Source organism: Acidisarcina sp., from assembly GCA_035539175.1.
Lineage (GTDB): Bacteria > Acidobacteriota > Terriglobia > Terriglobales > Acidobacteriaceae > JANXZS01.
In genome coordinates, this window is record DATLIY010000008.1 from 623,260 (window position 1) to 635,756 (window position 12,497).

General features: G+C 61.5%; 16 protein-coding genes. 2 read left to right on the plus strand and 14 right to left on the minus strand.

All coding sequences use genetic code 11. The features are described 5' to 3' along the window. Positions 1-7: 7 nt before the first annotated feature. The 7 genes from VM554_10655 to trpC form a co-directional block, all read right to left on the minus strand. Complete coding sequence (locus VM554_10655; protein HVJ08836.1) at positions 8-901, minus strand: prephenate dehydrogenase/arogenate dehydrogenase family protein; 894 nt, start codon at positions 899-901, stop codon at positions 8-10. Between the two features lie 104 nt (positions 902-1,005). Then, on the minus strand, positions 1,006-2,025 hold the full coding sequence (gene aroF / locus VM554_10660) for a 3-deoxy-7-phosphoheptulonate synthase (GenBank protein ID HVJ08837.1): 1,020 nt from the start codon (positions 2,023-2,025) through the stop codon (positions 1,006-1,008). After that, a complete protein-coding gene (locus VM554_10665) occupies positions 2,022-2,378 on the minus strand; it encodes a chorismate mutase (GenBank protein HVJ08838.1) in 357 nt (118 codons plus the stop codon). The genes aroF and VM554_10665 overlap by 4 nt, the downstream gene beginning before the upstream one ends. Before the next feature lie 124 nt (positions 2,379-2,502). Beyond that, positions 2,503-3,285 (minus strand): tryptophan synthase subunit alpha, encoded by a 783-nt coding sequence (trpA, locus tag VM554_10670; GenBank protein ID HVJ08839.1) that lies wholly within the window; start codon positions 3,283-3,285, stop codon positions 2,503-2,505. Between the two features lie 7 nt (positions 3,286-3,292). Continuing rightward, positions 3,293-4,516 carry a tryptophan synthase subunit beta gene (gene trpB, locus VM554_10675; protein HVJ08840.1) on the minus strand — a complete coding sequence of 408 codons (1,224 nt, stop codon included), beginning with the start codon at positions 4,514-4,516 and terminating at the stop codon, positions 3,293-3,295. A gap of 57 nt (positions 4,517-4,573) precedes the next feature. Then, on the minus strand, positions 4,574-5,284 hold the full coding sequence (locus VM554_10680; protein HVJ08841.1) for a phosphoribosylanthranilate isomerase: 711 nt from the start codon (positions 5,282-5,284) through the stop codon (positions 4,574-4,576). Between the two features lie 2 nt (positions 5,285-5,286). Next, the gene (gene trpC, locus VM554_10685; GenBank protein ID HVJ08842.1) at positions 5,287-6,108 is read right to left on the minus strand and encodes an indole-3-glycerol phosphate synthase TrpC; all 822 of its coding nucleotides are present in this window, start codon (positions 6,106-6,108) and stop codon (positions 5,287-5,289) included. A gap of 17 nt (positions 6,109-6,125) precedes the next feature. On the opposite strand from trpC, the gene VM554_10690 reads away from it, so the two are divergent. Further along, positions 6,126-6,293, plus strand: a complete 168-nt coding sequence (locus VM554_10690) for a hypothetical protein (GenBank protein ID HVJ08843.1) — start codon at positions 6,126-6,128, stop codon at positions 6,291-6,293. Positions 6,294-6,312: 19 nt separating this feature from the next. Here the strand turns inward: VM554_10690 and VM554_10695 are convergent, their stop codons facing one another. The 5 genes from VM554_10695 to VM554_10715 all read right to left on the minus strand — a co-directional run bounded on the left by VM554_10695 (position 6,313) and on the right by VM554_10715 (position 10,758). Next, positions 6,313-6,750 (minus strand): PilZ domain-containing protein, encoded by a 438-nt coding sequence (locus VM554_10695; GenBank protein ID HVJ08844.1) that lies wholly within the window; start codon positions 6,748-6,750, stop codon positions 6,313-6,315. 683 nt (positions 6,751-7,433) lie between these two features. Then, a complete protein-coding gene (rpmA, locus tag VM554_10700) occupies positions 7,434-7,724 on the minus strand; it encodes a 50S ribosomal protein L27 (protein HVJ08845.1) in 291 nt (96 codons plus the stop codon). Between the two features lie 51 nt (positions 7,725-7,775). Next, the gene (gene rplU / locus VM554_10705) at positions 7,776-8,102 is read right to left on the minus strand and encodes a 50S ribosomal protein L21 (protein ID HVJ08846.1); all 327 of its coding nucleotides are present in this window, start codon (positions 8,100-8,102) and stop codon (positions 7,776-7,778) included. A 234-nt stretch (positions 8,103-8,336) separates the two neighbouring features. Beyond that, entirely contained in the window at positions 8,337-9,416 is a 1,080-nt protein-coding gene (locus VM554_10710) for an NAD(P)-dependent oxidoreductase (GenBank protein ID HVJ08847.1), read from the minus strand. Between the two features lie 46 nt (positions 9,417-9,462). Continuing rightward, a complete protein-coding gene (locus tag VM554_10715; GenBank protein HVJ08848.1) occupies positions 9,463-10,758 on the minus strand; it encodes a hypothetical protein in 1,296 nt (431 codons plus the stop codon). A 279-nt stretch (positions 10,759-11,037) separates the two neighbouring features. Between VM554_10715 and rpmB the strand changes: the two genes are divergently transcribed. Continuing rightward, complete coding sequence (gene rpmB / locus VM554_10720; GenBank protein ID HVJ08849.1) at positions 11,038-11,226, plus strand: 50S ribosomal protein L28; 189 nt, start codon at positions 11,038-11,040, stop codon at positions 11,224-11,226. Positions 11,227-11,372: 146 nt separating this feature from the next. Here the strand turns inward: rpmB and msrB are convergent, their stop codons facing one another. Both msrB and VM554_10730 read right to left on the minus strand, forming a co-directional pair. Then, entirely contained in the window at positions 11,373-11,777 is a 405-nt protein-coding gene (msrB, locus tag VM554_10725; GenBank protein HVJ08850.1) for a peptide-methionine (R)-S-oxide reductase MsrB, read from the minus strand. A 161-nt stretch (positions 11,778-11,938) separates the two neighbouring features. Next, positions 11,939-12,334: a RidA family protein gene (locus VM554_10730; GenBank protein ID HVJ08851.1), complete on the minus strand. Its 396-nt coding sequence runs from the start codon at positions 12,332-12,334 to the stop codon at positions 11,939-11,941. Positions 12,335-12,497: the final 163 nt, after the last annotated feature.

A 12,497-nucleotide genomic window follows, 5' to 3' on the forward strand; every position in this document is an offset into this window, starting at 1 on the left:
CTGAGCTTTAGGCCTGTTCCGGATCTGGCGCCACTGGCCGGCAGAGACGAAACTGATTGGCGCGCTCGAACTCCTCGCGCAGCTCGGGTGTCTTCAGGTGCTCGCGCAAGTGGGCCAGGCGCTGCTCGAGCGCCAGCAATGCAGCGGCTATGTCATCGGAGTTGGTGTGGGCAATGTCGCGCCACATGGAGTAAGGGCTGCATCCCAGCCGTGTCATCTCGCGCAAGGCGCGCCCGCCAATGGCCCGCATATCCTCGGCAGCGCCAAACTTGTCTTCCAGCATGGCGGTAAGCGCAGTGGAAACCATCTGAGGCAGGTGGCTCACCCAGGCGCAAAGCTCATCGTGGCGCATCGCGTCCAGCTCCATGATCCGGGAGCCAAAGCGAACGATCCACTCGCGCCACTCCGCGGCTATGGCTTGAGACTGTTCGTCCATCACGCCGGTATTGGCCGGAGTAAACAACCAGACTGCTCCGTCGAACAGCGTGGCCTCTCCGTTGGCCGCGCCGCTGACCTCTTTGCCTGCCATGGGATGCCCGGGGAGGAAGCCGGCACGGCCCGGCTGATTGAACCACCGCTGCGCGCAGACGCTGATCTTGCGCTTCGTGCTGCCAACGTCGGTGACCAGTTGACCGGGCGTAAGGCAGGCAGACAGTTGCTCCATCCATCCCACAATGGCAAACACCGGCCCACTCAGTACTACCAGGTTCGCGCCCTTCACCGCACGGGGCGCGTCAATCGCCGCGATATCGACGGCTCCCCGGCTCAAGGCAATTTGTAACTGTTTTGGATCTCTGTCCCAGCCCGTGATGGTTCCGCTGAAGCCGTGCGCCCGCAAAGCCAGACCGACTGAGGTTCCCACCAGTCCGGTGCCCAGGATCGTGATCCGTTCCATCAACATCAGCGCACTCTCACTGTTACAGATGTTTTGATTTTCGCATGCGGCCGATCTGGAAGAGATCAGCCGCATGCCGTTTGCCTGCCCGCAATCTTTGCGGGCGCTGCCTATGCTACGGTTCTGCCGACTGCCGGAGCGATCATGCGCAGCTCCCCGACCAACTTGGCGAACTGCTCAGGATAGAGCGATTGCGCGCCATCGGACAGTGCCTTATCCGGATTGGGATGGACCTCGATGATCAGGCCGTCGCAACCTGCGGCCACCGCTGCCCGCGCCATTGCAGCTACCTTGTCGCGGCGTCCGGTACCGTGCGAAGGATCCGCGATCATCGGCAGATGCGACAGCTTCTTCACCACGGGAATCGCCGAGATATCCATCGTATTCCGTGTGTAGGTCTCAAAGGTGCGGATACCGCGCTCGCAGAGCATGACGTCATAGTTGCCGCCGGCCAGAATGTACTCCGCCGAAAGCAGCAGCTCTTCGATGGTCGCCGCGCTGCCGCGCTTCAGCAGCACAGGCTTGCGCACCGTTCCCAACTCGCGCAGCAGGTTGAAGTTCTGCATGTTGCGCGCCCCTACCTGGAAGACGTCGATGTAGGGCATCATCAGCTCGATCTGCGAAATCTCCATCACTTCCGTCGTCACCAGCAGATTGAACGCGTCCCCGGCTTCGCGCAGCAGCTTGAGCGCCTCCAGCCCCATGCCCTGGAAGGAGTAGGGCGAGCTGCGCGGCTTGAAGGCGCCTCCGCGGAGGAATTGCGCGCCCGCAGCCTTCACCTGCTCTGCGCTCTTGAAGATCTGTTCCCGCGACTCCACCGAACAGGGACCAGCCATCAACACCACCTGCTCCCCGCCAACCGAGACTCCATTGGCGAAGTGGATCACCGTACCCTCGGGCCGAAAGTCCCGCCCGGCCAGCTTGTAGGGCGAGGAGATGCGATGGGCTTTCTCCACCCCCGGCATCACTTCAAAATCAACCACGTCAAAGGAGTCCGGCGTTCCCACACCGGCAAGAATCGTCTGTACGGTGCCCGTGGTCCGGTGAACATTGAATCCAAGCCCCACCAGCTTTTCGATTACATTGTCAATCTGCTCTTCGGTGGCCTTCTGCTCCATGGCTACAATCATTTGTCGTTTCCTGTCTTGCGCGACTTGTCCGCGCTGGCTGGCGCTGCCTCGCCCCTGTCCGTTGAGGCGTCAGCGGTTCTTTGAGATGCCAACTCATTCTTCTGCATCGAGCGCATCACGTCGATGATTCGTTCGTAAATGTGAATCAGCTCCGTGTCCGGCAGCGGTCCAGTGTTCGCTTTGCGCACGTTGTCATAGATCACGCGCTCGCGACTCGGTTCATACACTGGCAGGGAGGTCATCTGCTTCAGCCTACCGATCTCAAGCGCGGCACGTGCCCGCTCGCTGATCAACCGCACAAGCTGCCGGTCCAACTCATCGATCTTTAACCGGAAATCTTCGATATCTCCCATGCTGTCCTCTCGAAAAAGGATGAGGCTTTCACTCTGGGTCAGGTCTGGCCCAACCGTATGTATGCCTGCATCTTGAAGAGTTGAAATCGTCGAATACGGCACAAATGCCGCGAAAATAGCGGGGTTAACGGGCCGGCGCCGGCTCAACCTGGCGCAGACCCTTGATAAATCGAGCCACTGCCGCGGGAGCTTCGCCTGGCGAGGAGGCCTCAATGGTCGCCACCACTGCGCTGCCCACCACTGCTGCATCGGCAAACTCGCCGAGCGCCGCCACGTGCTCCGCATTCGATACCCCGAAGCCAACCGCGATCGGCAGATCTGTATATTTGCGCAGCTTCGTCACCAGCTCCTTCGCGTCGGAGGCAAGCGTCTTCTGCGTGCCGGTAATTCCGGTGCGCGAGATCGCATAGACAAATCCCCGGGAGGCTTCGGCAATCGCTTTCAACCGCTTCTCCGTGCTGGTGGGAGCGGCGAGGAAGATCGGCGCAAGGCCAGCGCGCTGCAGGTGTTCCAGATACTCGCCCGCCTCCTCCACAATCATGTCCGTGATCAGCACGCCGTCTACGCCTGCGGCTGCAGCGGCTGTGCAGAAGCGCTCCAGTCCAAAGCGCAGCACGGGATTGTAGTAGGAGAAGATCACCAGGCCAGCCGCAGGCCGCTGAGCCCGCAGCTCTTTCGCCAGTTCGAGCACATCCGCCAGCCGCGTGCCGCCTGCGACCGCGCGCTCGCTGGCTCGCTGGATGACAGGCCCGTCCGCGAGTGGATCGCTGAACGGCACACCCAGCTCCAGCACGTCCGCTCCTGCGTCAATTGCCGCCAGTGCTATCTCGCGCGTGGTGGCCACATCAGGATCGCCGGCTGTCAGGTAGATGACAAGTCCCGGCTTATTGGCAAAGCGGATCGGCATTTCCTGCTCAAGCTCCTTGCAAGTTCAGTTCGCGGGCCAGGATACCCATATCCTTATCGCCGCGACCAGAGAGGTTCACTACCAGTATGTCACGCGCAGAAAGCTTCGGGGCAATCCGAATCGCTTCGGCAACCGCATGCGCGCTCTCCAGCGCCGGCAGAATGCCCTCCGTGCGCGCCAGCCGAACCGTGGCATCCAGCGCCGCCGAGTCCGCAGCCGAGACGTACTCCGCACGGCCAGAGTCATGCAGCGCTGCGTGTTCCGGCCCGACCGAAGCGTAGTCCAGCCCGGCGGAGACCGAGTGCGTCAACGCTACCTGTCCCGCATCATCCTGCAGCACATAGGAATAGGTTCCCTGCAGCACGCCTGGGGAGCCGCCTGCAAACCGCGCCGCATGCAGGCCCAGCTTCGTGCCGCGCCCCCCGGCTTCGACTCCGATCAGGCGCACTTCCTTGTCCGGAATAAATTCGTAGAACGCGCCGATCGAGTTGGACCCGCCGCCTACGCACGCCACAATCGCGCTTGGCAGCCGGCCTTCCTTCTCCAGAATCTGCCGTTTGATCTCCTTGCCGGTGATCTTGTGGAAGTCGCGAACCATCGTCGGATAGGGATGCGCCCCCAGCACGCTGCCCAGCAGGTAGTGGGTGGTGCGCACGTTCGTCACCCAGTCGCGCATCGCTTCGTTGATCGCGTCCTTCAGAGTCTTGGAGCCGGAGCTGACGCCGCGCACCTCGGCACCCAGCAGGCGCATGCGGTAGACGTTCAGCTCCTGCCGCCGCATATCTTCTTCGCCCATGTAGACGACGCACTCCATGCCAAACAGTGCGCATACCGTCGCCGTAGCCACGCCGTGCTGGCCCGCGCCGGTCTCGGCAATGATGCGATGCTTGCCCATGCGCCGCGCCAGCAGGCCCTGCCCCAGGCAGTTGTTGATTTTGTGCGCGCCGGTGTGCAGCAGGTCTTCCCGCTTCAGGTAGATCTTTGCTCCGCCAAGCTGCTCCGTCAGCCGCTTTGCCAGGTAGAGCGGTGTCGGTCGTCCGGCATAATCCGTCAGCAGCGAATCAAGCTCCGCGTGGAATGCAGGATCGGCCTGCGCCTCGGCGTATGCCTGCTCCAGCTCCTCCAGCGCCGCCATCAGCGTCTCTGGAACGTAGCGTCCGCCGTAGGCTCCAAATCTGCCGGGCTTCGTCTCTGTATTGGCTGCATTCTTTCCCGTTGCTGGCGTCGCCATAATCCCCTCAATCTCCCCGTCTTAATCCCTGTCTCGATCTATCCGTGGTGGTCTTCTTTATCCTGAGACTTTGCCGGCTGCTGCGCTTTTCAGCTCCTCCGCAGCCCTGCGCGCCGTCGCGAGGAACTCCCGCAAACGATCCGGATCCTTGCGCCCCGGCGACGCCTCCACACCGCTGGCAACATCCACGCCCCACGGCTGCAGCGTGGAGATAGCTTCCGCCACGTTCTCTGGCCTTAGCCCTCCAGCGGCGATCAGGCGCAGGTGCTTGCCAGCGCGGGAAAAACTGCCGCGGGCCTCCTGCCAGTCAAAACTCACGCCGGTTCCACCCACGGCATCTGCGGTCCGCGAATCCACCAGCACGGCGTCCACCGCGTCGTTCTGGAGCAGGCTTGCAAGCTGTGCTTCCAGCCGCCCGCTCTGCATCGGCTCTCCGTTCGGCAGCGGTTCGTAGTGGAGCACCTGCACAATCTTCAACCGGCTGGCCGAGTGCTCGCGCAGCCGCGCGGCAAGATTCGAGGCCGAGTGCAACTGCACACCCGTCAGGCCGCACTGCTCCACGGTCGATACAATTTCTTCGAAATCCGCATCGACAAAAACTCCGTACTTCTCCAAAGTCTCCGGCAGTCGGGGCGTAATGCGGCTGACTGCCTCCGCCGTCACTCGACGCGGGCTCGGCGCGAAGACGAATCCTACCGCATCCGCCCCATGGGAGGCGGCCAGTTGTGCGTCGTCCAGCGTCGTGTTGCCGCAAATCTTAATCCACATCGTCAGGCTCGATCCGTTGCAGGCTTCTTCGCTGCGCCGCCGATCAGTTCTGCCAGCGCCTGCCCCGGTTCGGGCCGCTGCATCAGCGACTCGCCAATCAGGAAGGCTTGATAGCCTGCCGCCTGCAGCCGCTGAATATCCTCCGGGGTGTGGATGCCACTCTCCGCCACGCGGACCACGTTATCCGGCAGCTTTGGCGCCAGCTCAATCGCATTTTCGATTCGCGTCACGAAGCTGCGCAGGTCGCGACTATTTACGCCCAGCGCATCGCAGCCAAGATCCAGGTCAAGCACCCGGTCCAGCTCCTCCGCTGTGTGAACTTCGCAAAGAATATCGAGGGAAAGGGAGTGCGCATTTTTGGCCAGGAGCTTCAATTCCGCGTCGGAAAGCGCGGCGACAATCAAGAGGATGGCATCCGCCGAATACGCCCGCGCCTCCACCAGTTGCCATTCATCGACGATGAAGTCCTTGCGCAGGCAGGGAATCCTGACTGCTTCCGAGGCTGCCGCCAGATTGGCCAGGCTGCCCTGGAAGAAGGATTCCTCCGTCAGAACCGAGAGCGCCGCGGCTCCGCCCTGCTCCATCGCCCGGGCCAACTGCGTCACCTGAAAATGCGGGCGAATCAGCCCCTTCGAAGGAGAAGCTTTCTTGAGTTCGGCGATCACCGCGGCTCCGCTGGCCGCCTTTGCGCGCAGGGCCGCTGCAAATCCGCGCGGCTGGTGCGCCTCCGCGTTCTGCTCCAGCACCCGCCGCGGAACGGATTGACGCCGCTCCTCGAGTGCGCGCCGCGTTGCCGCGAGAATATTGTCCAGTTGAGTAGCCATGGAAATCCCCGTTAAGGATGGAATCTCCAGTATATCGTTTCGCGGCGGGCTGGCTGTGGCCGCTGGAATCGTCAACCCTGCCGGAGATTGTCATCCTGAGCGACGCGAAGGATCTGTTTCGTAGCGGTGGGCGCGGGAAGCGCCAATCCTGCCAGCCAGCAGTTACCCGCGCCACAGGTCAATAAATCGCCTCCAGAGATCGCTTCAGGAGGTGGCTTCAGAAGATGGATTCGCGTCTTCCAAGTGATCCAAAAGGTGCTGGATCAGGTCTTTCCGCCGGGGAGTCATATCGGTGAACTGAATGCCGATACCGGAACGCATCCGCACTGCGCGAATGCCGCCCGCCACACGGAGCCTCATCTTGTCCACCTCGAAGGTCACCTCCAGATGAGTGCCCCGCTCCAACTGATGCTCCGTCTCGATGAAGCAACCACTCTCGCTGACGTCGAGGATTCTTCCGCTGAAGCGCAGCCCCTTCCCAATCACCAGAAGCTCGGCGGTTCCGCAGCAGTTCCGACGGCGGTGAAGACGGCGGTCGCGGGAAGCCTCGGATTCGGATACCTCCATGCCGTCGCCGGAGTTTGTTTTGCCCATAGTCCCCATTGCCTTCGCTGCACCCGTTGTCGTTGCATGCTTGTTCATTCGCCAGCCGTCTCCGTGTCCTATCGGCAATACCGTTCCGTTTTGTCTTTGGCCTTTGCGTCCGATACCGTTTGCCACTGCATGTTGGCGGGAGCATCCGCTCCTCCGCACTCCAGAGGCCGCACATGATCAATCACATATCCTGGGCACGCCCCCCGGCTCCTGCCAGTGGAGGGGCATGGCTGCTGACGCTTGAACGCATTCTTCGCCGCTCCACTGCGCTTAATCCGGCCTCGACTGTCCCGCTCTCCCGATCCATAAGCGCGGGAGTATCCGGCCGCATACCTGCGGTGACTGCCACCCGAGGCGTAGCTGCGATAGCCCCGTCTTGTGTAGGAATGGGCTCGATAAGAACCGGCAGAGCTTCGAGAGCGGTACGAATAACTGCTGTACGAGCGGCTCCCCGGGGCACGGCTCGATCCTCGATGGCTTCCGAACGCCATCGCCGGAGCAATGGCGATCCAGAGAGCGCACAGTAAAACGCCAATCCGCATGGAAACAACCAGGAAAGTGGATTTGAGGGAGAATGTTAGTTTCGCAGGCAGAACAGCCATTGTCTAGATAACCAAGGAGTTAACCGAAGGCCGTCATGGCTCGTTTGGCCTGATGATTTGCGGCTTACGCAGACAAGCAAAGGGGCCAGTCCGCGGTGGACTGGCCCCTTTGCCGATGCTGGTACTGGCTTACTTGGCGGCGGGCTCGGCTACGGCTTCCGCAGCGACCACAGGGTGGACGGCGACAAAGCGGCCGGTCTTTCCGCGGTCGATGAACTCGACTTTGCCGCTGATCTTGGCATAGAGCGTGTCGTCACTACCGCGGCCGACGTTGAGGCCGGGCTTGAGCCTGGTCCCGCGCTGCCGCACGATGATGGAGCCGCCGCTGACGACTTCTCCGGCAAACTTCTTGACTCCGAGCCGCTGTGCATTGGAATCGCGGCCGTTTTTCGAGCTTCCTAAACCTTTTTTATGTGCCATTTCAAACCTCGCGCAAGAGGGAGCAGACTCCCATCCGTATGATTTCGGAGCCTACTTCTGGGCGCCGTAGGTCGTGCCATCGACCTGAATTTCGTTGATGCGAACCTCGGTGAAGGACTGGCGATGTCCCTGCAGCTTCTTGTACTGCTTCTTCCGCTTGTAATGGAAGACGAGGATCTTGTCGCCGCGGCCCTCGCCGAGCACGGAAGCGATGACCTTTGCCGACGCAGGCTTCGTGATGGAGCCGGAGTCACCAGAGAAAGCGAGCACGTCGCTGAACTCGATGGTTTCGCCGTCCGTCTCCGCCTTCTCAATCTTCAGAACGTCGCCCGGAGCGACACGATACTGCTTACCACCGGTACGGATGACCGCGTACATAAATCCTCCAAAACGCCCCAAGCCGGGGCGCGATGCAATGTCTTGGCTGGGCAGATACATGCTTGCCCGGTTTGAATCGCTCGAACCCACACACTCTTCTACGGGTGAGCCGATCGCACCGGCAGTACGGGCAGGATCGCCAAACTTAATAAGTGTAAAGGCGTTCGGGTTCCGGGTCAATGCCGCAATGGAACTGAAGCGTCAAAGAGGGCATTTTCGAGCGCTCTGCGGGCCTCAGGAGAGCCATTTCAGCAGCCGGATGGCCCCCATCGCCGCGGGCCGGGAGTGGGCGGAGACATCTTTCCGGGCATGGATCTCTTTCCGCTGGCTGGCGTAGTAGCGGTAGGCACGGATCAGCATCTCCTGGTTATTGAGCGTGGGCTGCCAGCCGAGCCGCTCGCGAATCTTGCTGGTATCGAAGATAAAGTCTTCCGCAATCATGCGGTAGTGGTAGGGGCCAAGGGGAGAGATCTTCAAGCGGTGAGCCAGCTTCATAGCGGCGATCGTGGGGCCTTTGGGCAACGAGCAGACACGGGAGGCGCTGCCTGCCTCCCGGATCACAGCTTCGTAGACCTCGCGCAGGGAGCTAACGTTGTCGGAGCCGACATGGAAGATGTCCGAGGCGTCATAATCCAGCGCCTTCAGGCAGGCCGTGGCAAGATCCTGGGCATAGATGAACTGGTAGCGATTGGAGCCGTCACCCACTACCCAGACCTTCTTCCCGTCCTGGATGAATTCGTAGAGTATGGCCAGGAGTCCCAGGCGTCCGCTGTCGATGATGGTAGGACTGCGCAGGATGACGACGTTGAGATCCTTGCTGTATCCGGCGAGGATCTGCTCCGCCGCGAGCTTGGAGCGCCCGTACAGCTCGACGGGCTGGGGAGGCTCTTCCTCCCGGACGGGATGCCCCAGATTGCTGGCCCACAGGCAGTTGGAGGAGATAAAGACGAACTTGGAGACTCCGAACTGGCGGCAGGCGTCGGCAAGGATGCGGGTGCCATCCACGTTCGAGGTCCAGAGCAGTTGGTCGTCGATGGATTCGTGCGCCAGCATGGCCGCGCAATGCATAACGGCGGAGAACCTTGTCTCGCGGAAGAGGCGCTCGACCAGCGCCTGATCGCGAATATCCCCTTGAATGCTGCGCAGCGCCGGGTGCTGGTCCCGGTCGGGCACGAGATCGATGTTAATACAGGAGAAACCCTCGGAGAGGAGGCGCTGCTTCAGGATTCCGCCGAAGAATCCGGACCCGCCGGTGACAAGGATGTGGGGCACGAAGAGAAGTGTAACGACCGCGGCGAGCGCGGTGCAAGTCAAGCCCGGTGCAAGTCAGGTAAAGGTGTGTGGCCTGTCAGGGAGCGGGCTATGAGGTGGGTCGTCGGGCGTGGCGCGGGGTTGCCGACTGGAAGAGGTAGACGCCCAGCACGACGAGAAGCGGTTCAATGGGATGGCGCTGCCGGGCCTGCACAAAGACGAAGTAGTAAACCAGCGGCACCACCAGGACCGCCATGGCAAAGAGCGTCGCCGCAGGCACGCGGCGGCGCAGGGCCAGCGCGAGGCCGAGAAGTCCTGCGATGCTGGCGAAGGAGAAGTTAAGGTTGCGGCCAAACTCGACCCAGGGTGCGTCGAATGCCGTATGCGGGACTCCGGCCCAGAAGTAGTAGATGCGGCGCAGGGAGAGCTCCAGAAAAGCGCGCGGGTTGCTTCGGATATAGGCGACAGCCTCATGACCGCGGGACTTGGCGTAGGCGATCTCCCCCATCTGCCGATAGAGCCGCAACTGGCTGGGGAGGGCGACCGGAGCGCCGATCAGCATTCCGTTCGCGCCGGGACCGTTCCCCATGGCAAACTCGGCTCCAAAGTTGCCGCGCATCGGGACAAACTGGTGGAACACGCGCCAGTTGCGGTAGGACCACGGTGCGATGCAGGCAAGGCAGAGACAGGAGGCGAGCGCCACGTTGGAGATCTGACGCTTCCACTCCGGCGCTCCGGCCAGGATCCAGAGACCGCAAAGCGGTAGAAAAAGCAGCAGCGAGGGATTGCTGAGGGCGATGAGCCCCCACAGCAGTCCGAAGACAGCCCAGCGGCGCCGGGTCATGGAGGTGGCAGCCTCTTCGGGCGGCCCGCCGATATTTCGCATGCGCAGGGCCAGCACCAGCACCCAGGAGAAGAGGAAGGCGGAGAGGGTCATCTCCCACACCCACCGCACCGCATACTGCATGGCCGCGGGATAGAGCGCCCAGATCCACGCCGACCAGCGGGCTACGCCGGGGTTGAAGCAGCGCGCGCCGAGCTCCCACGTCGTCCGCACCATGAGCGCGGAGAGGACGCAGTTGATGGCCAGCAGCACCCAGGCGGAGGGCGCAGTGTAGACGCCAAGAACCTTGAAGACTCCCCCAATAAGGAGCGGGTAAAGCGGCGTGACCCATGCGGTGGGGCCGGTGTGCACGCCAAAGGGATCCGCGAATCCATAGCCGGTGGCAAGCGCACGCCCGATGCGCCCCATCTCCCAGCCAAACTGGAAATGATCGTCGTAGGGGCGGATGCGCCAGGTATGGGCGAGCGTCATATAGGCGATGCGCACCAGGAGCGCGATCCAGACGATCTTCCACGGCGCGGAGGCCGGGGCGCTTTTGTTGTCCTGCTGGGTGGCTGGCAAGGATTCTCCCTAAGGGTATGGTCTGGGGTGTGGTCTTGAGCTTGGTTTTGCCGCTTCGGCTTTGATTCTAATCTCGTAACCGGGCAGGGTTGGAGGGGCAGGGTTGGAGGGTTTGTCTTGCCCTAGTGGGCGGACTTCGGCTACACTAAGGGTTCGGCAGCCAGGTGGGTTTCTTTCTCTCCGCCTTCCATCGCACACGATTCAGCGATTGAGACTTGGTTGAGGCGTTATGCCCCAGGGTCTTGTCTGCGCGAAAAGTTCATAAATCTGGAGTAAGTCATGGCTCAGGTCTGCAATATCTGTGGCAAGGGACCGCAATTCGGCAACAACGTTTCGCACGCGCACAACATCAGCCGTCGCCGCTGGAGCGTGAATCTGCGCCCGGTCAAGGCAAAGGTCGAGGGTGGCACCAAGCGCATCCGCGTCTGCACGAGCTGCATTAAGGGTGGCAAGGTCGTCAAGGCCTAGCTCCCCCGGAGATCGCAGTCAGGCTGCCCAGTTCGCGGCATATCCGATATCAGAAAATTGAAGCCCCGCTGCCGGAACCAGCATGCGGGGCTTTTCGTGTTGCGTGGGGATTTTGCGTGATTTGAGCCGCGAACCCTTCGACCCTTCTAGTTGCCCTCTTCAAATTTGAGAGAAGCGGAATTAATACAGTAGCGCTGTCCGGTGGGTTTGGGGCCGTCGGGGAAAAGATGCCCCAGGTGGCCGCCACATTGGGCACAGGTCACCTCGACGCGGCGCATCCCGTGACTCAGATCCTCATGAGTTTCCACGGCAGTCGAATGAGCGGGTAGAAAGAAGCTCGGCCACCCGCTGCCGGACTCGAACTTGGTGTCTGACTTGAAGAGTTCGGCTCCGCAGCCGGCGCAGTGATAGGTTCCATCAGCGTGGTTGTGGTAGAGAGCGCCGGAGAAGGCTGGTTCGGTGCCCTTCTGGCGCAGGATGTCATACTGCTCCGGCGTCAAATCGCGGCGCCACTCCTCTTCGGTTTTCTGGATCCTGGTGGTCTCAGGCATAGCACACTCCCTTCCCTTGCACTCTTGTTTCTGCCTTGCACTCTTGTTTCTGTTTGATGAGCGCGCGGGGACTTGGGTGCAAGCCCGGACCAGCAATTCCCCGGGAAATTCCCGAAAAAGTCTTCGAAAAAGGTCCTTGAAATGGCGCAAAGAAGACTGCGCTACACCGTGGCGATGACTTCAATCTCGACCAGAGAATCCTTGGGCAGGCGGGCTACTTCAACGGTAGAGCGCGCCGGGGCAACGACGCCCTCGGGGGCAAAGTACTGGCCATAGATCTCGTTCATCGCGGCGAAGTCGCCGATGTCGTTGAGAAAGACAACTGTTTTGACGACGTTCTTCATGTCCGATCCGGCGGCGGCGAGGACGGCCTTCAGATTTTCCAGCACGCGCGTGGTCTGCTCGCGGATGCCTCCCCGGACCAGTTGCCCCGTCGCGGGGTCGAGGGCGATCTGCCCGGAGGTGTAGATCAGGTCACCAATGCGAACAGCCTGCGAGTAGGGGCCGATGGCGGCTGGTGCTTCCTTGCTGGAGACTGCGATCTTCGGATTCGTCATGTGGAGTGCTTTCCAATTCTCAAGAAATTTGGTTCGTTTGCAAAGGCTTCTGCCATGGATTGTAAACGCTGTGGCGGCAGGGGACGGGAGGGTGCTGCGTGCTTCGAATCTTTCTCTCCTCAGCGGCGGTTTGCCCTCCTCAATGGCGGTTTGCATTGATACG

Bases quoted from the DNA above. Each gene is read 5' to 3' on its own strand.
- VM554_10655 (HVJ08836.1), bottom strand. From the start codon at position 901: ATGTTGATGGAACGGATCACGATCCTGGGCACCGGACTGGTGGGAACC.
- aroF (HVJ08837.1), bottom strand. From the start codon at position 2,025: ATGATTGTAGCCATGGAGCAGAAGGCCACCGAAGAGCAGATTGACAAT.
- VM554_10665 (HVJ08838.1), bottom strand. From the start codon at position 2,378: ATGGGAGATATCGAAGATTTCCGGTTAAAGATCGATGAGTTGGACCGG.
- trpA (HVJ08839.1), bottom strand. From the start codon at position 3,285: ATGCCGATCCGCTTTGCCAATAAGCCGGGACTTGTCATCTACCTGACA.
- trpB (HVJ08840.1), bottom strand. From the start codon at position 4,516: ATGGCGACGCCAGCAACGGGAAAGAATGCAGCCAATACAGAGACGAAG.
- VM554_10680 (HVJ08841.1), bottom strand. From the start codon at position 5,284: ATGTGGATTAAGATTTGCGGCAACACGACGCTGGACGACGCACAACTG.
- trpC (HVJ08842.1), bottom strand. From the start codon at position 6,108: ATGGCTACTCAACTGGACAATATTCTCGCGGCAACGCGGCGCGCACTC.
- VM554_10690 (HVJ08843.1), top strand. From the start codon at position 6,126: ATGGAATCTCCAGTATATCGTTTCGCGGCGGGCTGGCTGTGGCCGCTG.
- VM554_10695 (HVJ08844.1), bottom strand. From the start codon at position 6,750: ATGAACAAGCATGCAACGACAACGGGTGCAGCGAAGGCAATGGGGACT.
- rpmA (HVJ08845.1), bottom strand. From the start codon at position 7,724: ATGGCACATAAAAAAGGTTTAGGAAGCTCGAAAAACGGCCGCGATTCC.
- rplU (HVJ08846.1), bottom strand. From the start codon at position 8,102: ATGTACGCGGTCATCCGTACCGGTGGTAAGCAGTATCGTGTCGCTCCG.
- rpmB (HVJ08849.1), top strand. From the start codon at position 11,038: ATGGCTCAGGTCTGCAATATCTGTGGCAAGGGACCGCAATTCGGCAAC.
- msrB (HVJ08850.1), bottom strand. From the start codon at position 11,777: ATGCCTGAGACCACCAGGATCCAGAAAACCGAAGAGGAGTGGCGCCGC.
- VM554_10730 (HVJ08851.1), bottom strand. From the start codon at position 12,334: ATGACGAATCCGAAGATCGCAGTCTCCAGCAAGGAAGCACCAGCCGCC.